25 protein-coding genes and 1 pseudogene are annotated in these 18,989 nt (G+C 72.5%); 17 read left to right on the top strand and 9 right to left on the bottom strand.

What is annotated here, in order from left to right:
* The 3 genes and pseudogenes from B2P18_RS11350 to B2P18_RS11340 form a co-directional block, all read left to right on the top strand.
* A pseudogene (locus B2P18_RS11350) lies at positions 1-264 on the top strand (excinuclease ABC subunit UvrA); the annotation flags it as partial.
* 9 nt (positions 265-273) lie between these two features.
* Positions 274-723 carry a hypothetical protein gene (locus tag B2P18_RS11345; protein ID WP_286959467.1) on the top strand — a complete coding sequence of 150 codons (450 nt, stop codon included), beginning with the start codon at positions 274-276 and terminating at the stop codon, positions 721-723.
* A 199-nt stretch (positions 724-922) separates the two neighbouring features.
* On the top strand, positions 923-1,129 hold the full coding sequence (locus tag B2P18_RS11340) for a cold-shock protein (protein ID WP_019285853.1): 207 nt from the start codon (positions 923-925) through the stop codon (positions 1,127-1,129).
* Between the two features lie 101 nt (positions 1,130-1,230).
* On the opposite strand, the gene B2P18_RS11335 is transcribed toward B2P18_RS11340, so the two are convergent.
* Positions 1,231-2,106 carry a dienelactone hydrolase family protein gene (locus B2P18_RS11335; protein WP_286959478.1) on the bottom strand — a complete coding sequence of 292 codons (876 nt, stop codon included), beginning with the start codon at positions 2,104-2,106 and terminating at the stop codon, positions 1,231-1,233.
* Between the two features lie 89 nt (positions 2,107-2,195).
* Here B2P18_RS11335 and B2P18_RS11330 point away from each other — a divergent pair, with 89 nt between their 5' ends.
* Positions 2,196-3,173: a GlxA family transcriptional regulator gene (locus B2P18_RS11330; protein WP_286959471.1), complete on the top strand. Its 978-nt coding sequence runs from the start codon at positions 2,196-2,198 to the stop codon at positions 3,171-3,173.
* A gap of 21 nt (positions 3,174-3,194) precedes the next feature.
* Here B2P18_RS11330 and B2P18_RS11325 read toward each other — a convergent pair whose 3' ends face one another.
* The gene (locus B2P18_RS11325) at positions 3,195-3,428 is read right to left on the bottom strand and encodes a FitA-like ribbon-helix-helix domain-containing protein (protein ID WP_239264970.1); all 234 of its coding nucleotides are present in this window, start codon (positions 3,426-3,428) and stop codon (positions 3,195-3,197) included.
* A 214-nt stretch (positions 3,429-3,642) separates the two neighbouring features.
* Between B2P18_RS11325 and B2P18_RS11320 the strand changes: the two genes are divergently transcribed.
* The 5 genes from B2P18_RS11320 (at position 3,643) to B2P18_RS11300 (ending at position 6,439) form a co-directional block, all read left to right on the top strand.
* Positions 3,643-4,518: an FUSC family protein gene (locus B2P18_RS11320; RefSeq protein ID WP_029210615.1), complete on the top strand. Its 876-nt coding sequence runs from the start codon at positions 3,643-3,645 to the stop codon at positions 4,516-4,518.
* A gap of 70 nt (positions 4,519-4,588) precedes the next feature.
* Positions 4,589-5,173, top strand: coding sequence for a superoxide dismutase family protein (locus tag B2P18_RS11315; RefSeq protein ID WP_286959474.1), 585 nt, complete (start codon positions 4,589-4,591; stop codon positions 5,171-5,173).
* 26 nt (positions 5,174-5,199) lie between these two features.
* Positions 5,200-5,724, top strand: a complete 525-nt coding sequence (locus B2P18_RS11310; RefSeq protein WP_029210613.1) for a TetR/AcrR family transcriptional regulator — start codon at positions 5,200-5,202, stop codon at positions 5,722-5,724.
* 65 nt (positions 5,725-5,789) lie between these two features.
* Entirely contained in the window at positions 5,790-6,035 is a 246-nt protein-coding gene (locus B2P18_RS11305) for an AbrB/MazE/SpoVT family DNA-binding domain-containing protein (RefSeq protein ID WP_029210612.1), read from the top strand.
* A complete protein-coding gene (locus B2P18_RS11300) occupies positions 6,032-6,439 on the top strand; it encodes a PIN domain-containing protein (RefSeq protein ID WP_286959470.1) in 408 nt (135 codons plus the stop codon). The genes B2P18_RS11305 and B2P18_RS11300 overlap by 4 nt, the downstream gene beginning before the upstream one ends.
* 41 nt (positions 6,440-6,480) lie before the next feature.
* On the opposite strand, the gene B2P18_RS11295 is transcribed toward B2P18_RS11300, so the two are convergent.
* Together B2P18_RS11295 and B2P18_RS11290 are read right to left on the bottom strand one after the other, a co-directional pair.
* Positions 6,481-6,960, bottom strand: coding sequence for a VOC family protein (locus B2P18_RS11295; protein WP_286959466.1), 480 nt, complete (start codon positions 6,958-6,960; stop codon positions 6,481-6,483).
* Between the two features lie 726 nt (positions 6,961-7,686).
* Positions 7,687-8,556, bottom strand: a complete 870-nt coding sequence (locus B2P18_RS11290) for a helix-turn-helix transcriptional regulator (protein ID WP_286959459.1) — start codon at positions 8,554-8,556, stop codon at positions 7,687-7,689.
* Between the two features lie 257 nt (positions 8,557-8,813).
* Here B2P18_RS11290 and B2P18_RS11285 point away from each other — a divergent pair, with 257 nt between their 5' ends.
* Positions 8,814-9,200 carry a nuclear transport factor 2 family protein gene (locus tag B2P18_RS11285; RefSeq protein WP_286959453.1) on the top strand — a complete coding sequence of 129 codons (387 nt, stop codon included), beginning with the start codon at positions 8,814-8,816 and terminating at the stop codon, positions 9,198-9,200.
* 25 nt (positions 9,201-9,225) lie between these two features.
* Here B2P18_RS11285 and B2P18_RS11280 read toward each other — a convergent pair whose 3' ends face one another.
* Positions 9,226-9,360 (bottom strand): hypothetical protein, encoded by a 135-nt coding sequence (locus B2P18_RS11280; RefSeq protein WP_019285838.1) that lies wholly within the window; start codon positions 9,358-9,360, stop codon positions 9,226-9,228.
* Positions 9,361-9,600: 240 nt separating this feature from the next.
* Here B2P18_RS11280 and B2P18_RS11275 point away from each other — a divergent pair, with 240 nt between their 5' ends.
* The gene (locus B2P18_RS11275) at positions 9,601-10,179 is read left to right on the top strand and encodes a TetR/AcrR family transcriptional regulator (RefSeq protein ID WP_286959446.1); all 579 of its coding nucleotides are present in this window, start codon (positions 9,601-9,603) and stop codon (positions 10,177-10,179) included.
* A gap of 25 nt (positions 10,180-10,204) precedes the next feature.
* On the opposite strand, the gene B2P18_RS11270 is transcribed toward B2P18_RS11275, so the two are convergent.
* Entirely contained in the window at positions 10,205-10,672 is a 468-nt protein-coding gene (locus tag B2P18_RS11270; protein ID WP_286959438.1) for a MarR family winged helix-turn-helix transcriptional regulator, read from the bottom strand.
* A gap of 51 nt (positions 10,673-10,723) precedes the next feature.
* Between B2P18_RS11270 and B2P18_RS11265 the strand changes: the two genes are divergently transcribed.
* The 4 genes from B2P18_RS11265 to B2P18_RS11250 all read left to right on the top strand — a co-directional run bounded on the left by B2P18_RS11265 (position 10,724) and on the right by B2P18_RS11250 (position 13,435).
* Positions 10,724-11,269 carry a hypothetical protein gene (locus tag B2P18_RS11265; protein WP_286959437.1) on the top strand — a complete coding sequence of 182 codons (546 nt, stop codon included), beginning with the start codon at positions 10,724-10,726 and terminating at the stop codon, positions 11,267-11,269.
* 69 nt (positions 11,270-11,338) lie between these two features.
* The gene (locus tag B2P18_RS11260; RefSeq protein WP_286959436.1) at positions 11,339-12,196 is read left to right on the top strand and encodes a hypothetical protein; all 858 of its coding nucleotides are present in this window, start codon (positions 11,339-11,341) and stop codon (positions 12,194-12,196) included.
* 95 nt (positions 12,197-12,291) lie between these two features.
* Entirely contained in the window at positions 12,292-13,107 is an 816-nt protein-coding gene (locus tag B2P18_RS11255) for a sigma-70 family RNA polymerase sigma factor (RefSeq protein ID WP_019285836.1), read from the top strand.
* An 82-nt stretch (positions 13,108-13,189) separates the two neighbouring features.
* Complete coding sequence (locus B2P18_RS11250; protein ID WP_286959425.1) at positions 13,190-13,435, top strand: hypothetical protein; 246 nt, start codon at positions 13,190-13,192, stop codon at positions 13,433-13,435.
* A 20-nt stretch (positions 13,436-13,455) separates the two neighbouring features.
* Here the strand turns inward: B2P18_RS11250 and B2P18_RS11245 are convergent, their stop codons facing one another.
* The 3 genes from B2P18_RS11245 to B2P18_RS11235 are packed head-to-tail and all read right to left on the bottom strand — an operon-like array spanning position 13,456 to position 16,382.
* Complete coding sequence (locus B2P18_RS11245; protein WP_286959422.1) at positions 13,456-14,439, bottom strand: DNA-3-methyladenine glycosylase family protein; 984 nt, start codon at positions 14,437-14,439, stop codon at positions 13,456-13,458.
* Positions 14,440-14,480: 41 nt separating this feature from the next.
* Positions 14,481-15,143 (bottom strand): response regulator, encoded by a 663-nt coding sequence (locus B2P18_RS11240; RefSeq protein WP_029210605.1) that lies wholly within the window; start codon positions 15,141-15,143, stop codon positions 14,481-14,483.
* Positions 15,144-15,152: 9 nt separating this feature from the next.
* Complete coding sequence (locus tag B2P18_RS11235) at positions 15,153-16,382, bottom strand: sensor histidine kinase (protein ID WP_084412469.1); 1,230 nt, start codon at positions 16,380-16,382, stop codon at positions 15,153-15,155.
* Positions 16,383-16,546: 164 nt separating this feature from the next.
* Between B2P18_RS11235 and B2P18_RS11230 the strand changes: the two genes are divergently transcribed.
* Complete coding sequence (locus tag B2P18_RS11230; RefSeq protein ID WP_286959415.1) at positions 16,547-18,490, top strand: alpha/beta-hydrolase family protein; 1,944 nt, start codon at positions 16,547-16,549, stop codon at positions 18,488-18,490.
* Positions 18,491-18,587: 97 nt separating this feature from the next.
* Complete coding sequence (locus B2P18_RS11225; protein ID WP_029210602.1) at positions 18,588-18,944, top strand: DUF4342 domain-containing protein; 357 nt, start codon at positions 18,588-18,590, stop codon at positions 18,942-18,944.
* Positions 18,945-18,989 lie beyond the last annotated feature (45 nt).

Below are 18,989 nucleotides of genomic sequence, written 5' to 3'. Positions count from 1 at the left end.
CTCGACGAGCCGACCACCGGCCTGCACCTGGCCGACGTCGAGAACCTCCTCGGCCTGCTCGACCGGCTGGTCGACGGTGGCAAGTCGGTGGTCGTCATCGAGCACCACCAGGCCGTCATGGCCCACGCGGACTGGATCATCGACCTGGGTCCGGGCGCGGGGCACGACGGCGGACGCGTCGTCTTCGAGGGCACGCCCGCCGAGCTCGTGCGCCGGCGGGACACGCTGACCGGCAAGCACCTGGCCGAGTACGTCGGCGCCTAGGCTTGATCCATGGACAGCCGCAGCAAGCAGCAGGTCAAGGACGACCTCATCGCCTACCTCCGGACGCGTCTTGCCGCCGGCACCTCGAGCACGGCGCAGCAGGCGGCCGCCGGTGCGGGTGCGCCCGACGAGCGACGGGTCGACGACGACTCCCAGCGGGACGAGGCGGGCGACCTGCACGACATCTTCGGCCGGGCGGACGCCCAGGAGCGGCTCGACCTCAAGGAGGCCCGGTCCCTGGACGTGTCCGAGCGCGACGTCGTGGGGCCGGGCGCGATCGTCGAGCTGGACGGGCAGCACTACGTCATCGGTGTGCCCACGGACGCCTTCGAGTCCGGCGGGATCACCTACGAGGGCATGGCGACCGACGCCCCGATCTATGACCTGATCCACGGGTTGCGGGCCGGCGACACCTTCACCTTCGGCGGGCAGGACCAGACCATCACCTCGGTCGACTGACCCCGCCCGTCGGGCGGTTGCATTCGTCCACGGCGCCCGAGTGGGTTAGGCTGGCCGCGTTGTTGAAGTTGATGTGCACAGCAAGGCGGTGCTGATCCACACGGGATCGAACCGTATTTCTGAGCCTGTCCGTGACAAGCATCATCGACATCGCGCGTCCCCGAGGTCCGGGTGACCGCCCTCAGAAAGAGGTTCTGACATGGCAACTGGCACCGTGAAGTGGTTCAACGGCGAGAAGGGCTTCGGCTTCATCGCCCCCGAGGACGGCTCTGCTGACGTCTTCGCGCACTTCTCCGCGATCAACTCGACCGGCTACCGCTCGCTCGACGAGGGCGCCAAGGTCGAGTTCGACACCGAGCAGGGCCCCAAGGGTCTGCAGGCGTCGAACATCACCGTGATCGGCTAATCACCACGCACCTAGGCTCACCAGCCTGACGAGAGGCCCCCGCCACCACTGGTGTCGGGGGCCTCTTGCTGCCCGGACGTCGTACGCCGATGCCCGGCGGCTCAGCGGCTCCCCGCCTCGGCGGGCGGTTGCGGCATACCCACGCGCAGCCGGTCGCTCAGGAACGCGAGGATCTCGTCCCGCGCGACCACCGTGGGGTGGCCGGCCTCGTCGACGAGGTGGGCGGTGACCACGCTGTGGGGCGTCTGCACCACGTGCTCGAAGAACGGTGGGGGAGCAGGGTTGGCGGCGGCGCCAGGCAGCACGCGCCCGTCGAAGGCGTCCCCCAGCAGCCGGCGGTAGGCCGCGAACCGCTGTCCGGTGCACCACCGGTCGTCGTCGAAGCGGTAGGCCAGGACGGTCAGTCCGTCCCGGTCCACCCGCTCGCGGACAGCGGCCTGGTCCGCCTCGTCCAGCTCCACCCCGCCGGGGTCGTCCAGCGGCAGGGACGGGTGGTTGACCACCGGCGCGACCACCGCCGGCTCTAGGGTCATGGTGAGGGCGAAGTTCCCGGTGAAGCACAGGCCCACCGCCCCGACACCCGGTCCGCCGCACTCGGCGTGCGCGACCCGGGCCAGGCCCCGCAGCCAGACGGTCACCGGGCTCGTGCCACCCCCGGCGAACGCCCGGAACTCCTTGCTGACGCAGGCCCGCTGGGCCACCTCGTAGCCCTCCGCCGTGGGGTAGGCGCCGTCCCGCCCGAACAGCGACGGGACGTAGACGGTGAACCCCGCGTCCCGGATCCACCGCGCCAGCCGCAGCACGTCGGGGCTGATGCCCGGCATCTCCGGCATCAGCACGACCGCCGGCCCGCGACCCGCGACGAGGACGCGCTTGACGACGCCGTCCACCGCGACCTCCCGGCGGGCGAAGTCCTCGTGCGGGTCGTCCCGATCGTCCCGGCCGGGCGTGCTGTCACGAGTGTCCGACGTCGTCATGCCTCCAGCCTGAACGAGCGGGCACCGCAAGGACAGCGGCGGGATCGCCATACGCTGGGGTGATCTCGCCACGACGCCGAGGAGGGGCCATGGCCGCACTGCGCATCGGGGTGCTCGCGCATCCGGGCTGCTTCGCGTCCGAGGTGTATGGCGTGCCCGACCTGCTGACGATGGCGAGCCGTGTGGCGCGGGGGAGCGGCGAGGCCGGGTATGCCGTGTCGGTGGTCTCGCCGCGCCGCAGGGTGGTGGCCTCCGGCGGGACACCGATCGCGGTGTCGGGCGACCTGGACGTGGACGTGCTGGTCGTGCCGGGCTTCGAGGCGCCCGACGTCGCCGGGCTCCGGGAGCACGTCACGACGCTCGGTCCGGAGGCCGACGTCGTGTCCGCGCACGCGGCGGCCGGGCGGGCCGTCGTGTCGATCTGCGTCGGTGCCTTCGTGCTGGCCGAGGCCGGCGTGCTGGCCGGTCGTCGGGCCACGACGTCCTGGTTGTTCGCCGACGAGCTCGCCCGGCGCTGCCCGGACGCCGACGTGGTGCCCGCCGAGCTGGTCGTGACGGACGCCGGGGTCACGACCACGGGCGCCTTCAGCGCGATGTACGACTTCGCCCTCGGCCTGATCGCCGAGCACGACGGCCCGCGCGTCGCCCGAGCCACGGCCCGCATCGCCCTGCTCGACGGGGCCAGGACCTCGCAGGCCCCGTATGTCGACACCGCGCTGCTGCCACGACCAGGAGAGACCTTCTCCGACAGGGTGATTCGCCACCTCGAGCAGACGCTGGCGGAGCCGTACGACCTGGCGAGGCTGGCCGACGCCCTGCACGTCAGCACCCGCACCCTGCTGCGACGCGTCGCGGCCGAGACCGGGCAGAGTCCACTGCAGCACCTGCAGACGGCGCGCGTGCAGCGAGCGCGCCACCTCCTGGAGACGACCGACCGCACGGTGGCGGAGGTGGCCAGGACGGTGGGCTACCGCGACCCGGGGGGCTTCGCTTCGGTGTTCGCCCGCAGCACCGGGCTGCGCCCCCGCGACTACCGCGCGGCCTTCGGCCGAGCCACCTCTAGCTAAGCGGATTCGGGCCGAGCACGATCACGCGAAGTCCACCGCCTGCGCGAGGTCGGTGCGCTCCGGGATCGGCAGGTCGTCGACGCCTCCTGCAGCCCGAGCCGCCTGCAGGAGCGCGAGCGCGATGTTGGGTCTGCGTACCGCTGTGGTCACGATGTCGCGGATCTCGGCCTCCAGGGAGCGTCCATGCTCCGCGGCCTGGGCAGCGAGCTGCTCCTGCACTGATTGGTCAAGACCGCGTATGACGATTGATTCCATGGGCCCACCTCCCACGTGTGATGGGGCTGACGATGTCGCTAGCTTCTTGAGACGATCCCGGCATGAGGAACGGCCACAGGCCCGGTGCCTGGCAGACGCTGCTGACCTTCCGGCCCGCGGCGATGAGGCGGCGCAGCACGGCGCTGCTCGTCGCACCTGCCTGGGCGGGCCTGGTCGTCGCAGCGCGATCGGACGGCCGGTCGAGGGACTCCTGGTGGCGCTGGGCAGCTACGTCGTCCTGTTCGGGGGCGGGCGTCCGGTGGGGGAGCGGGTGCGTGCCTACCTGATCTCTGCCATCGGTCTCGTGCTGGCGGTGGCCTCGGGCATGGTGGTCGGTGGCTCGACCTGGTGGACGCTGGCGGCATACCTCGTGGTGTCGGTGGTGGCGGTGCTGGTCACGCGGCTCGTCGACCCGGGACCGCCAGGGCCGTACTTCTTCGTGCTCATGCTGGGTGGGGGGACCCTGCTGACCGGCACCGGGCTGGGGATCCCGATGACTGCGGCCTACCTCGCCCTGGGGTCGGCGCTCGCGATCGCGGCCGGATCCCTGGACGCCTTGCTGCTCGAGCGGGGGAGGTCCCGGCCGGCCTCCGCGCCTGTGCCAGCCGGCCCGACCGGCCCGCCGACCTGGGTGGTGCTCGTCCGCGTGCTGGTGGCTGTCACTGCCTCGGTCATGGTGAGCGTGGCCCGTGGTGACACCCACCCGTTCTGGGGCGTCCTCGTCGTCGTGCTGGTGCTGTCCTATCCCGGCGACGAGGGGCGACTGACGGTGCGAGCGGTCTCCCGCATCGTCGGCGCCCTCGTCGGGATCGCGCTGTTCACGCCCCTGGCGAGAGTCCATCTCGGGACGGCGGGCTACGTCGCGCTGCTGTGCGTCCTGCTCTGGTGCGTCGCCAGGGTCACGGCCCACAACTACCTGGTGGGGAGCGTCGTGATCACGCTGCTCGCGCTGGCGATCTCGGTGCCGCTCTCCCCGAACGAGGGCCCGGGGGAGCTCGCGACGGCCCGCGGGGTCGACACGATCGTGGCTGGCGCGATCGCCGTTGCGGTGATCTGGGTGATCCGCACGACGCGGGAACGCCGGCCCTGAGCCCTTGTCGCGCGGGTCGACATCGGTCAGCCTTGAGGGGGTCCGCATCGCCCCGCTGAAGGAGACCACGATGTTGTCCACCCGACTCTCAGCGTCCTTGGCCGGTCTGGCCGCCGTCGCGCTCGGTGGGATCGGCCCCGCCGCTGCCGGCGCCGACACCGATTCCCACGCAGACTCCCGCGACCACGGGAGGGGCCGCACCGTCCACGCGCAGCTGGTCGATCGGACCGGAGCGGCCGTCGGCCGTGTGACGGTCAGCTCGAGGCGTGGCGTCGCCCAGGTCGAGCTGCGCGCCAGCCACCTCACCCCTGGCTGGCACGGCTTCCACCTGCACTCGGTTGGCCGGTGCGAGGGCGACTTCACCTCCGCCGGGAGCCACCTCAACCCCGACGGGGCGCAGCACCCCGACCACGCAGGCGACCTGCCGCAGATGCTGGTGCGCCAGGACGGCCGGGCCACGCTCTCGTTCGCCACCGACCGGTTCACGGCCGCGTGGCTGCTGGACCAGGACGGCTCGGCCTTCATCGTCCACTCCAGCCCCGACAACTACGCCATCATCCCGACGCGCTACGCGCCGAACGGTCCGGACCAGGCCACCCGGTCGACCGGTGACGCCGGCACCCGCCAGGCCTGCGGGGTCGTGCGTCGACGCTGAGCGCGGGGGCAGGCCTCGCCGTCTCCGTGTTCTCGGCCGCGGGAGTTCGCGACGGCTCGGTCCGAGACGTCGCGGAGCGAGCCGGTATGACGCACGCGGGGCTGCGGCATCACTTCCCGACGAAGCTGGACCTGCTGCAGGCCGTGCTCACGTGGCGGGACCAGGACGCCCTGCAGCGCCTCGACGCGCTGCACGTGGACGGGGTGGACGTCATACGGGCCTGGCTGGCCGAGGTGGGACGAAGCCGGGACACGCCCGAGCTCGTCGACCTGCACGTGACCCTGTCGGCGGAGGGGACCTCCGTCGACCACCCGCTGCACGAGTACTTCGTCCGGCGCTACGACCGGCTCGTGGTCGGGTTGCGGCAGGCCCTGGAGCTGGCCGAGTCGCGCGGGGAGCTGCTGCCCGACGTGGACTGCGAGCACGCCGCGCGCATCCTGATCGCCGTGACCGACGGGCTGCAGGTCCAGTGGCTCCTGGACCGGGAGTCGGTCGACATGGTCGCGATGCTGCGCCGCCACCTCGGATCGATCGTCGCCGTCCCCTTGTGAGCGCGACCGGCGTCAGGGCTGGCGTCTCCCCCTGCACCTCCTTACTCTTGTGTAAGGAGGTGCACATGTCGACTGCCACGATGACGAGCAAGGGTCAGATCACCATCCCCAAGGACGTCCGGGAGGAGATGGGCCTGACGCCCGGCACCACGGTGACGTTCACCCGCAACGAGAGTGGGGACTACGTCCTGACGACGCGACGGCACAGCGTCCTTGATCTGTTCGGGACGTTGAGGGGTGACGGACCGCCGGCCACCCTGGACGACATGGACGAGGCGATAGCCGCCGCAGCGGGGGAGTCCATGCCGTGATCGCCGTTGACACCAACATCCTCGTCCGGTTCCTCGCCGGCGACGATCCGCACCAGAGTCAGCTCGCCCGAAGGGTGATCGCAGACGCGTCACCGCAGGATCCGCTCTTCGTGGGCTCCGTCGCGCTGGTGGAGACGTGGTGGGTCATGCGGCAGGTCTACCGAGCGTCCGCGGACCAGATGCTCGACGCCATCCGCCGCCTGTCCATCGATGACGCTCTGGTCCTGCAGGACCGGAAGGCACTGGCCTCCGCGTTGGCGGCCGTCGCCGAAGGCGCGGACTTCGCGGACGCGCTCATCGCCGCCGTCGCCCGCACGCACGGGTGTCGAAAGACCCTGACCTTCGATCGCAAGGCGGCAGCACGAGCCGGCATGACGCTCCTGGAGGACCTCGACAAGACCTAGGGCTTGCGAACCCCGCCGACCGCGTCATACGGGCAAGCGGTTCAGATGCGCCGCACAGCGGACATGTCGGCGCAGACGACGCCCGGGTTGCCGTCCTGGTCGGCGATCACGGTGAGACCAGGCGCATCGGTGTCGTCGACGACGGTTCCCCCTGCAGCGATGGCGGCGGCGACCCGTCTCTCGACCACCTCGGGCGCCACGTAGACCTCGACATGGAAGCGCTGCTGCGGCTCCTTGCCCTCGTCGACGTCCTGCTTGGTCACCCATTGGACGACGTGCTCGGTGCCTTCGTCGTCCCGATAGATGGCGTCGTCGCTGACCAGCCTGAGGTCGACGTAGCCGGGGCCGATCGACACGATCGGGTGATGCCCAAGCTCATCGCCGGCCCGGCCAGCGGCCGCGACAAAGCTTGCGCCGGTGGAGAATTCGCTGACCAGATAACGGGCGTGGAGGCCCTGGGCGAGCTTGCGCCCGTCGGTGAGGTCGGCCTGGGCGATCTGCTCGCCGCGCATCATGTCCATGAGCAGACGCTAGCGATGGCGCAACAAAGATCAAGGCTTGACCGGATCACCGGGCTGTGCGGCCGGCCCCACACCGATGGTGACGGCGCCACGTCGGTGCTCGATGCACAGGACCAGGACGTCGTGATGATCAGCCCTTGGGCGCCAGCGGTGATGGCGCCCCTTCCAGCCTCACACTCAAAACGCCGATAATCTACATTATGTCACAAGGGACTTTCATGTTGCACTTGAGGTGGCTCTCGACGACGGCGACGATTCGGCTGGGCGGGGTGATCGTCTCGATCAATGCCTGGCCGACCTGGAGGCTCGCCATCTGGCCAAGCAGCGCGGGAGCTGGCGAGCGAGCGATGTCAGCCACGCATGACGGGTCGGTGAGCAAGGGCGCCAACCACACGGCTGGCACGGAGCCGTCGGCCGCCCACGCTGCGGCATACGTACCGAGGGACTTGCCGATCACGAGGCGGTGTGTGGCGAAGGTCGTCCTCTCCCCTAGCTCACGCACCGCGGTCGCGACCACTGCACGGCGAGCCGCGTCGTCGAGGTCCTACAGCTGCCAAACAGCATGGACGGTCCAGCCCGCGAGCGCGAGGGCCCGCAGGGGAAGAGCCAGACCTGGCCTGTCGACCGAGTAGCCACGACCTGCAGGACCAATGCACACCGGCGCGGATCCGCTGCGGGCTGGTTTCCCTTCCACGACTGGGTCTTCACTGTCGCCAACCGAGCAGGCTACTCGCCGTCTGTGGGTGGCAGCACAGGTGAGTCGAGGCGGGCCATGGCGTCGTACTCCGGGCTGCCCGGCTCGGCGTGGTAGGTCATCATCGTCAGCCCGCCCTCCCCCTCGATCCGCAGGACCTGGTAGTCGACGGTGAGCTCGCCGACGAGGGGGTGGAGCAGCCGCTGCGAGCCCGTGACGTAGAGGTCGACGTCATACCGGTCCCACAGTCGGCTGAATTCGGGGCTCGTCCGGCGAAGGTCGGTCACCAGGGCGGCCACGTCGGCAGCGTTGGGCTCGGTCGAGGCCAGACGCCGCAGGGCCGACACGAGTCCCGCAACCTGAGCCTCCCAGTCGACGTAGAGCTCACGCGCCGCCGGGTGCAGGAAGCCGTAGCGCGCCGCATTGCGCTCGGCCTCGGGCCAGTCGGACAGTCCGGCGAGCAGGCGCAGGCCGGACGGGTTCCACGCCAGGTAGTCGCCGATGCGGTTGGTGACGAACGACGGGAGTGGACGCAAGGCGTCAAGCATGCGGATGACACCCGCCGGGACGTCGGACCCGACGGTGACGTTGTCCGCGAGGTCCATGCGGTCGGCCTGCTGCGCCAGCTCGCGCAGGTGGTCGCGCTCGGCGTCGTCGAGCAGGAGCGCCCGCGCCAACGACTCGACCACCGCCGGGCTCGGGCGCCGCTCCTTGCCGCGCTCCAGGCGGATGTAGTAGTCGTTGCTGATGCCGGCCAGCGCAGCCAGCTCCTCGCGTCGCAGACCGGGGGTACGGCGCATCCCGATTCCTCGGCGCAGCCCGGCCTGCTCGGGAGCCAGGCCGTCGCGGCGTGCCTTGAGGAAGGCGCCGAGCGGCGACTCGTGGCGGGGGCGTGAGGGCATGCCAGCCATTCTCGCCGTGGCTGGGGAGGTGTGCCACTCCCCCGAACACGCCGGTCTTCCTCGACTCCACGAGCGACGGGAGGCTCGAGTCATGACGACCACATCCACTCGCGGGGCTACGGCGATGCTCGTCACCGTCCTCACGATCGGCGCCGGAGTCCGGTGACCAGGCCACCACGGCGGCACCAACCAGCGCGAGCTCCAGCCCCAGCACCAGTACTGCTTCGAGCCAGGAGCCGACACCCGAGGAGACGTCGATGTCCGAGAACCTGAGTCAGCGCGACCGCGAGGCGATCGCGGCCAATGTCCAGGCCCGCCAGCGTGCCATGGTCGACGGGGACACAGCAGAGCTCCGGGAGCTATCGGCGCCCGACTCCCGCTCCGAGCACATCTCGGGCTATGACCAGCCGCGCGAGGAGTGGTTCGACCAGATCGAGTCGGGCTACTTCGACTACCACACCATCGACGACGACTCGATCGACATCACGCCGGTCGCAACGGACGCGGTGAGGGTGGTGACCCGCAGGACGATCGACGTCACCATCGCTGGGTCGCGGAACACGTGGCGGCTCGAGTCGACCGCCGACTACGTCAGGGTGGACGGTCGCTGGCTGTCGGGCAACAGCCGCTCGCGGATGCTGTAGGACTCCCCGGGCCAGACCCCGCGAGTCAGCCGCGCTTGGGGTGGATCGCCTTGTCGACCTGGCTCGCCGGATTCTCAGCGGCCTTCTTCTCGCGCCGCTTCTCCTTGAGGGACTTGGTGCTCTTCTGCGACAACGAGTGCCGCGGGGACTTGTCGGACATGGCCACTCCCTAGCGGAGCCAGCGGCTCCTTCCCCTGACCGTACGCCTGTCATGGGTCAGGCGGTACCCCCGACGCGCGGCGCACCCGCCTCGCCCCAGCGCGGTCCCTCGATGGGCACACCTCTTGCGCTGAATACGACCGTATGCAGCAGGGCGAATACGCTCGTATTCACTAGCCAAGGTGGTCACCACCGCCACCACTCCCCTGGCCGGCGTCGCGGCGTGACTACCCTGGACGTCATGCCCCTCACGCAGCGGCAGGCGGAGCTCGCCGACGCCGCCCTCGCGATCGTCGCGCGGGACGGCAGCGCGGCGGTCAGCTTCCGCACGATCGCCGCGGAGTCCGGCTGGTCCCTCGGGGCGGTGCAGCGAGCCTTCGCCAGCAAGGGCGAGACTGAGGCCGCCATGCTCGAGCGGCTCCGCGCCGGGGTCGGCACGCCTCCGGGGGAGCCCGGCCGGCCGACGCTGCAGACCTGGCTCGTGGAGCTCGTCGTCTCGACCCTCCCCCTGGACGAGCGGCGACGAGCCCTGACGCTGCAGGGCGCTGCCTTCGCCGAGCGTGCGGCACACGACAGCTCCATCGGTGCCACCATCGCCGCCGGCGACGACGAGATCCGTGGGCTGCTCGCCTCCCTCGTCAGCCGCGCCACGGCGGAGGGCGAGATCGGCCGCGACATCGATCCGGACGCCACCGCTCACCTCGTCCTCGCCCTGGCGCAGGGCCTCGCGGCTCAGCTGCTCTACCAGCCTCTCGACGAGGACGAGGTGCGCCCGCTCGTCCACACCGCCGTCGGGCGCCTCCTCGGGCACCCCTCCTAGCAGCAGGGTCAGCCCCACGACGTCCTCAGCGGGGCGAGGGTCGTTCCTGCCGCAGCTCGGAGGCCGCCGCCCTGACGGCAGTCATCAGGTCCTGCAGCACCGCCTGCACCTCGTCCGGATCACGCTCCAGGTGAGCAAGGACGCGCACGTAGCCCAGGCCGAAGGCGTCATACGCGCGGTCGTGGATCCGCTGCCCCGCACGGGTCAGCCGCACCTCCTGCCGGCGCTGGTCCGTCCGGCCGCGCTCCTTGACGACCCACCCCCTCCTGGCGGCCGACGCCAGCCAGTCGGACATCGTCGTGAGCGGTATGCCGAACCGCCCCGCCAGCTCGGTCGCCGTCGTCCCCGGGGTGAGCAGGATCGCGCTCAGCATCGCGTAGTCGGGACCATCCAGCTCCAGGTCGGCCAGGGCCACGGCCATCAGCTCGCCGACCGCTCGATCCAGCACGAATGCGTCGAGGAGCGGAGTGCTGCGGAGCGGCCTGACCTGCATGGACGGATGCTACCCCGAGACAATGCTACGGATCCGGAGTATCTTGTCGGCATGTCGCGACGCCGCCGTTCGACCCTGGCCGTGATCACCCTGGCCCTCGTGGCCGCGTGCGCGGACGGCGCAGGCTCGGCCGGCCCCAGCACGGGCCCGTCCTCCAGCGGAGCGGGCGGAGGATCGACGAGCACCACTGCGGCGCAAGGCCCCTCGGCCCTCCCCACGCTGTCAATCCCCGGCCTCCGGACGGCCGTCGTGACGGACCAGCTGGCCGTGCCCCGCCGGGTCGTGCGCCTCGACCGGACCCGCCGCCTCGTCCAGGACCAGGTCGGCACGATCCGCGTGCTGCAGGGCGACGTGCTGCGCGCCCAGCCGTTCCTGGACGTGCGGGCCAGCACGCTCGGCCCCAGCTCGAGCTCGCTGGAGCTGGGCCTGGCGGGGTTCCAGCCGGCACCCGACTTCGCGACCTGGACCACGATCAGCCTGCCGATCACGACGGGCGGCAAGCTGTGGGACCTCACCACCGACGGGGAGCACCTCTATCTCATGCTGGCCACCCCCGGTGGGCCCGCTGGGACGATGCTGCGAATCGAGCGGGCCTGACGTCGCCGTCATCACCGTCCCGCCTCGCGCAGGGCATCCTGGACCAGACACCCAGGAGGCAGAGGCACCGTGCCCGACGACACCAGCTCCCGCGAGCGCAGGCCGGGGCGGCGCGCCGTCCTCGTCGGCGGCGCCACGACGCTCGCGACCGCCGCGGCCCTGTGGGCAGCACGAGATCCCTTGCAGGAGACCGTGGACCAGCTGTCAGAGAGCGACCCGTCGACGCCGTCGGGCGATCCGACCGGCGTCGCGTCCGAGCAGCTGCCGCGCCTCGATCGGCTGGCTGGCGCCCGCCTCTACTACGAGGTCTCCGGGACACCGACGGGGTTCCGGATCGAGCCTGCGTTCGCCCAGCGGCTGTCCGACACCCTGGCCCGGCACTGGACCTACCTGCCCGCACCGCCACCGGCCCAGCTCTGGTCGTATGGCGCCTGGGTCAGGGCCGAGGACCGCCCTCGCCTCTCGTGGCACCACGCCGGACGCGCCTTCGACCTGGCCCGGGTCCGCACCGGTGCAGGTCAGGAGCTGGTCAGCTGCCGCTACGACCTGTGGCAGAGCGCCACCGGCGGGGAACGGGCCGCGCGCGAGCGCTCGTACTGGCGCCTCGCCGCCAGCCTGCACCACGACTTCGCCTCGGTCCTGACCTATCTCTACGACCAGGCGCACCACAACCACATCCACGTCGACGACGGCCGCTCCGGTCCCGCCGGCAGCGCCTTCTCCCCCGGCTCGCGCGTGCAGGTCCAGGCCGTACAGGCCATGTGCCGTCACGTCTGGGGCCTCGACATACAACCGACCGGGTCCTGGGACGACGACACGCGGTCGGCGACGCAGGACGTCCTCGAGCGCGTGGGCGTCGGCGGCCGGCTCACGCAGGGGCAGAGCCACTGGCGGGCCTTCCTCGACGCGACGGCGCGGCAGGCCTGACGCGCCTGCCCCTCCCCGCACCGGCAGGCGGTCACACCTGGGCTGATCCCGGAGTCACTACCCATGACGGACCACGTGATGGGAGTGTGACGACCATGGACCAGACGGACGCCTTCGAGGCGGTGCGGCCGCGGCTGCTGCGGATCGCGGGCGGGGTGCTCGGGGACCGCGCCGAGGCCGAGGACGTGGTGCAGCAGGCGTGGATCCGACTGCAGGGCACCGACGCCGACATCGACAGCCTGACCGCCTGGCTCACCACCGTGACCACGCGACTGTGCCTGGACCGGCTGCGGGCCCGCACCCCCCTGCCCGTCGACGACCTCGAGCTCACCGCCACCGCGCCCGACCCGGCCGACGAGGTCGCCCTCGCCGACACCGTCGGTGTGGCGCTGCAGGTCGTCCTCGACCGGCTGACCCCGGCAGAGCGGGTGGCGTTCGTGCTGCACGACACCCTCGCGATCGACTTCCCCACGATCGCGGCGATCCTCGGCACGACCCACGCGGCCGCTCGCAAGCTGGCCTCCCGTGCGCGACGCAAGGTCACGCAGCCCCGGGCCGAGGAGCGACGCGCCGACTGGGAGGTCGTGGACGCCTTCCTCGCCGCGGCCCGCGAGGGTGAGTACGCCCGGCTCCTCGAGCTGCTCGCGCCCGACGCTGTCGTGGCCGCCGACGCGGCCGCCATCACCGCGGGCACCCCCACCCGGCTGGAGGGCCGCCGGGCCGTGGCGGAGATGTTCGACGGGGCCGCCAGGGCCGCGCTGCCCACCCTCCTCGAGGGCCGCCCCGGCGCGGCGTGGTACCACCGCGGCGAGGCGCGGGTCGCCTTCGACTTCACGATCGTCGACGGGCTGGTGCACCGCATCGACTTCCGGGCCGACCCGGCCGTCCTGGCAGCCCTGACCCGTCGTTGACGCCCGGCGGTCACACTCGGCCGCCGCCTGTCGTCACCAGAGCATCACCGCACCATCACAGCGACCAACAAGGAGCACGATCGTGAAGACCGTGAAGAACATGACCTGCCGCCCGCTCGGCGGACCCTGCGACACCACCCACACGGGCGCGACCGCCGACGACGTCATCCACGCCCAGGACCAGCACCTCAAGGACGCCGTCGCCGGCGGCGACACCGCCCACGAGGAGGCCGCCCGCGAGATGCGGGGACGCTGGAAGAACCCCGTCAAGGGCATGGGGTGGTACCGCGACGCCAAGAAGGCCTTCGCCGCGCTTCCCGAGGGCTGAGCCCTGCGCCGCAGCTGTTGCTAGCGTCGGAGGCGTGACCCTGCTGCGTCCGATGACGCTCGCGCGGCGGCCTGCCACAGGTGCATGACGGCGTAGGACCGCCATGGCGCCCAGGACTCCGCCCGCCGGGCCAGGACCCGGTGCGCCTCGCGTGTGGGCACGGGGGCCGGGAGCATGCCCAGCGAACGGGCGCCGGCCACCAGGGCCACGTCGGTGGAGAGCCAGGCGTCGGGGTCGCCCAGCACGCGCATCGCGACGTACGCAGCGGTCCACGGACCGATCGACGGTCGCTGGACCAGGCTCTCCCGCAACAGGACCGGGTCCGTCGCGCGGTCGATCACGAGTGCACCGGAGGCCAGGTCACGAGCGGCCGTCAGGACAGCTGCCGTGCTGCGTCCCGGCAGCCGGAGCGGACGCTGCGGGTCCTGAGCCGTCCCGGGCACCGGATCGGGGACGACCTCGGCGATCTGGGTCGGGGTGGGAAACAGCCTATCCAGAACCGGGACTCGCGCGTCGTATGCCGAACCGCCCGCCTGGACAAGGCGACTCAGGTGCGTCCGGGCGGCGGCGACGGAGATCTGCTGGCCCACGACGGCACGCACCAGCAGCTCGGCGGCGTCGACCGAACCGGGTACCCGGATGCCCGGCACGTCTCGAACCGCCAACGACAGCAACGGGTCTCGCGCCAGCGCAGCGTCGGCGGCGATCGCGTCGTGGTCGAGGTCGAGCAGTCGCCGTGCCGCGTCCACGAGCTCGGACTCCTGCGCTCCGCCGGACGTATCGACCTGCACCTCGAGTCGCCAGCCCGCGCCGGCGGCACGGGCCGAGACGCCGAGAGTGCCTGTGCCAGAACGTGTCCGGAGCGTCCGGGCATAGGTCAGCCGGTCGCCCGCCAGGTGGGCGACCTCCACGCCCGGCACGGCGCGAGCGGCCAGGAAGGCGAAGACGCCGGGCGCGTCATACGGCTCGTGCACGCCCAGGTCGACGACCGCTCCCCCGGTCATCCCACGGGCCATCCCGTCGGCCGCGCCCCTCCCGGCCGTCGTCACCCGGGGGTCACCACGCCGTTCTCGTAGGCGAACACGACGGCCTGGGCGCGGTCGCGCAGCGCGAGCTTGGTCAGGACCTTGCTGACGTGCGTCTTGACCGTCTGGTCCGAGAGGTAGAGGCGGGCGGCGATCTCGGCGTTGGACATGCCGGTGGCGACCAGCTCGAGGATCTCGCGCTCGCGGCCGGTCAGCCGCGCGAGGGAGCCCGTGGCGGCCCGTCGCGGGGGTCGGCGCCGGGTCACCTCCTCGATCAGCCGGCGGGTGATCGAGGGCGCGAGCAGCGACTCCCCCGCCGCGACGACCCGCACGGCGCGGACCAGCTCGTCGGCGGGGGCGTCCTTGAGCAGGAAGCCGCTGGCGCCCAGCCGCAGCGCCTCGTAGACGTAGTCGTCGATGTCGAAGGTCGTGAGCATGAGGATCCTCGACGGCGGGTCAAGTCGTCGCGAGACGATCTCGGCGGTGGCCTCGAGGCCGTTGAGCACGGGCATGCGGACGTCCATGAGGACGACGTCGGGCCGCAGCCGCACGACCTCGGAGACCGCCTCCCGGCCGTCCGCGGCGTGGCCGACGACCGTGAGGTCCCGCTGGGCGGCGAGCAGCGCGCCGAAGCCCTCGCGGACCATGGCCTGGTCGTCGGCGATCAGCACGGTGACTGGCACGGTCACAGCCTAGGCCTCGTCCCGGACGGTGGCCCGGGCCGGCAGCGTGGCCCGCACCTCGAACCCGCCGTCCTCCGACGGCCCGGCGCTCAGGGAGCCCCCGACCGAGGCGGCCCGGAACTGCATGCCCAGGATGCCGTTGCCCGCGTGCGTCCCCGGCTCCGGCGTGCGGGACGAGAGCCCGTTGCGGACGCGCACGACGACGGTCGGACCGAGGTCCAGGTCCACCTGCACCTCGGCGCCCGGTGCGTGCCGCGAGGCGTTGGCCAGAGACTCCTGCAGGATGCGATAGGTCACCATCGCGGTGGCCGTCCCGCACCCGTCCGGATCGCCCTCGACGTCCCAGCGCAGGTCCAGCCCCGCCTCGCGCGCCTCCCGCAGCAGCTCGAGGGCGTCGGCGATGCCGGGCTGCGGGACGTCCTCGGCCAGCTGCCCGTCGCTGCGCAGCACGCCCAGCAGCCCACGGACCTCGTTGAGGGCCTCCCGGGCCTGGTCGGCGATGGCGGTGAACTCGACGGACACCTGCGGATCCACCCCGCCGAGCCGGTATGGCGCGCTCTGGGCCTGCACGACGACCATCGACATGCGGTGGGCGACCACGTCGTGCAGGTCGCGGGCGATGCGGGTGCGCTCCTCGGCGATCGTGCGGCGAGCGCGCTCGAGCTCGCCGAGCTCGGTCTGCTGGGCCAGCTCGCGCTGGGACCGCAGCAGCCAGCGGGCGAGCAGGCCCACGCCGAGGACCGCCGTCAGGCCGAAGACCCAGCCGGGGGCGAGCTCTCCCGGCAGGAAGGCGATGCACAGGGCGGTGGTGGCGACCCAGGTCGTGACCAGGGCACGCCGGCTCTCCCGGACCCCGACGGCCACGAGCAGGGCCAGCAGCACCAGGAACGCCGTGACCTGCCACGGGAAGTCGTAGCCGGGCTGGCGGCGGAACAGCACCGGCACCACCATGCCGCCCGCGCACCACAGCGCCCACCCCAGGAAGGGATGGCGTCGCAGCAGCAGGAGCGGTGCGACCCCGGCAGCGGCGACGACCGGACGCAGGCTCGTCGGCACGTCGTGCGTGAGCGACAGGGTCGGCCACGCGATCGTGAACAGCAGCAGGGTGAGGGCCCACAGCCAGTAGGACAGGGCCCGCACGCTGACCGCCGAGATCCGACGGATCCCGCCGCGGGCCAGCCTCGCCGGGGCGCGCGGCGGCGCTGGGCGCCTCCACGGCCGTTCACGCGTCCTGGTCACGCTTCGACAGTACGCACGGACGGCGGCCGCGTCGTCATACCGGCGGGTGAGACAGGACCGACCCTCCACGGGGAGAGGGCTCGCCCACCCCGCCGCAGCGGCGGGCCGCTCACGGCACTCGCGGGCGATCCGCCGCTCGGTCGCGAATTCCTAGCGTCACAGCCATGACTCGTCCTCCACCCCGTGTCCTCGCCGTCCTGCTGGTCGTCATCGCCGCCGCGCTGGCCCTGACGCTCGTCAACCTCGTGCGGGGAGGCTCCGACGTCGCCCCGCCGTCGTCGCCCGCCGGCCGAGCCGTGACGGCCCTCACGACCAGCACCGGCACCCAGGCGCTGCGGGCGGTCCCGGACGACTTCGAGGCCACCCTCGGCTACCAACCGGTCCTGCAGGACGGCGAGCTGGTGCGTCCCGACGGCGACTGCTCGTCCCCGGTCCCGCTCCCCCGCACGTTCGAGCCGGCCTGCCGCCAGCACGACCTCGGCTACGACCTGCTGCGGCACGCCGCGCTGACCGGGCGCCCTCTCGGCGGCTGGGCCCGCACCTCGATCGACGAGCTGCTCCGCGTCCGCCTCCAGCGGACCTGCGCGGCCACGGGGAACCCTGCGTGCGACGTGAGCGCGCAGGTCGCCTCGTCGGTGGTCGCCCTGAACTCCTGGCGGCAGCTCGGAGGCGTGCCCCAGGAGACGCCGGCCGTCCAGGCGTCCCTGGCGGCGTCGACCGCCGGCGTGCTGGGTGTGGGGACGCTGACGCTGCCGGGTCGGCGCCGTCGCGCGGTGGCGGCTGCGCTGCGGGCCCGCCTGCCGGGCGCCCTCACCTCCGCGCTGGTCGCGGTGGCGGTCCTGGTGTCCCTGGCCCCCTCGCTGCTCCCTCGCCCCGCCGTCGTGCAGGGGCCGCTGACGGGGGTGCTGGTGGCCGTTGCCCTCGGGGTTGGTGGGGTGGTGCGGCTCGTATGGCGCCGCCTGCCCCCTCGCCGCCTGCCCCCTCGCCGGCCGCTGCCGATCGGCCGGGGCCGCGCCCTGGCGGTCGGCAGCGGTCTCGCGGCGGTGGGCGTCGGGTCAAGCCACCGCTACCAGGAGAGCCTCGCGCTGCGCCTGGACATGGCGGGTCCTGACGGGACCTACTGGCCGGCGGTCGTGACCCTGGCCGTCGTCGTGGCGCTCCTGCTGACGGGGCTGGCTCGTGGGGTCGGGCTCGGGGTCAGGGTCGGCGTCTCCCAGTTGCGCGCCCTGCGGCCTCGGGTGCGGCTGCTCGTGACGGGGGGGTGCGGCGTCATCATGCTCGTGCTGGGGCTGGCGGCGGGGTCGGGGGCGGTGCAGGGTCCGGTGCTCGGCCTGCTGGACAAGGACCTCGACGCCCATCACGTGATGCTGCACCGGTCCTCGGTGGGGGCGGGTCGCGTCTTCGTGCGGGTGTCGGACGTCGGCGAGGCAGCCGCGCCCGAGCAGGCAGCCCGGCTCGCCGCGTCCCGCCTCGTGGAGGCCGGCGTCCGGGGACGCCGCGCGGTGGTGGTCGTGGTCCCGACGGGGAGCGGCTGGGTCAACCGCAACGCGATCGAGGGCTTCGAGCGCCAGCTCGGCTCGGGCGTGGCGACGGTGGCCGTGCAGTACGACCGCTCACCGAGCTGGCTGAGCCTGCTCGCCGAGCGAGACGTGAGCGAGGCGTCGGCGCGGGCGGTCGTCGACGCCGTCGCCGCGCGGATCGACGAGCTGCCGGCCGGGGAGCGCCCCGCCCTCTACGTCTACGGCGAGTCGCTCGGCGCCCTGGCGGGTCAGGCGGCCCTCGCCGATCACGCGCGGGCCGCACACGTGTGCGGATCCCTGTGGAGCGGGGTGCCGGGCGGGGGCAGGCTCGGCATCGCCCGCGAGCGCGCCCTCGCCAACGCGGACGACCCCATCGTGCACCTCGTCCCCGGCACGGCCACCCACCGACCGCTGCGCTGGGCCGGTGCGGTGTGGCTGCCGTGGGTGAGCTACGGCGGGGCCGCCGTGGACACCCTGTCCTCCCTCGCGCCCGGGGACGGCCACGGCCACCGGTACGGACCCGAGCAGGACTGGACCCTGCCGACGTGCAGCACCCCCGTGGCGGCCGGGGCCCGGCATACGGGCTGACCGGGGGTCCGGCCAGGGTCGTCCCCGAGTGCGAGCCCCCAGGCCCCCTGCCTAGGTTGGAGGCATCACCACCGACAACCTCCAGGGGGAGCAGATCATGAGCGACGCACCGCAGGACAAGCAGACCTTCACCGAGCGGATGGACGTGGCCAGCCACCAGCTGGTCGGCAAGGTCCGCGAGCTGGTCCAGGACGGCAACGCCAAGCGCGTCGTCATCAAGGACCAGGACGGCAAGGAGCTGCTGACCGTGCCGCTGACCATGGGCGTCGCCGCGGGTGGCGTCCTGACGCTGGCCGCCCCGATGCTCGCCGCCATCGGAGCCGTCGCGGCCCTGGTGACCAAGGTGCAGCTCGAGGTAGTGCGCGAGGGCACGCCCGGCGAGGCTGCCGCGACCGGCTCGGACGAGCCCGGCGCCGGTCAGCCCGACGTCACGCCCCTCGGCGACGGCAGCTGATCAGCCGCACCGCGACCCACCCGAACCACCCAGCGCGAGGGCGCC

Source organism: Arsenicicoccus sp. UBA2120, from assembly GCF_002330965.1.
Taxonomy (GTDB): Bacteria; Actinomycetota; Actinomycetes; order Actinomycetales; family Dermatophilaceae; genus Arsenicicoccus; species Arsenicicoccus bolidensis.
This window is presented reverse-complemented; position numbering and strand designations above follow the sequence as displayed.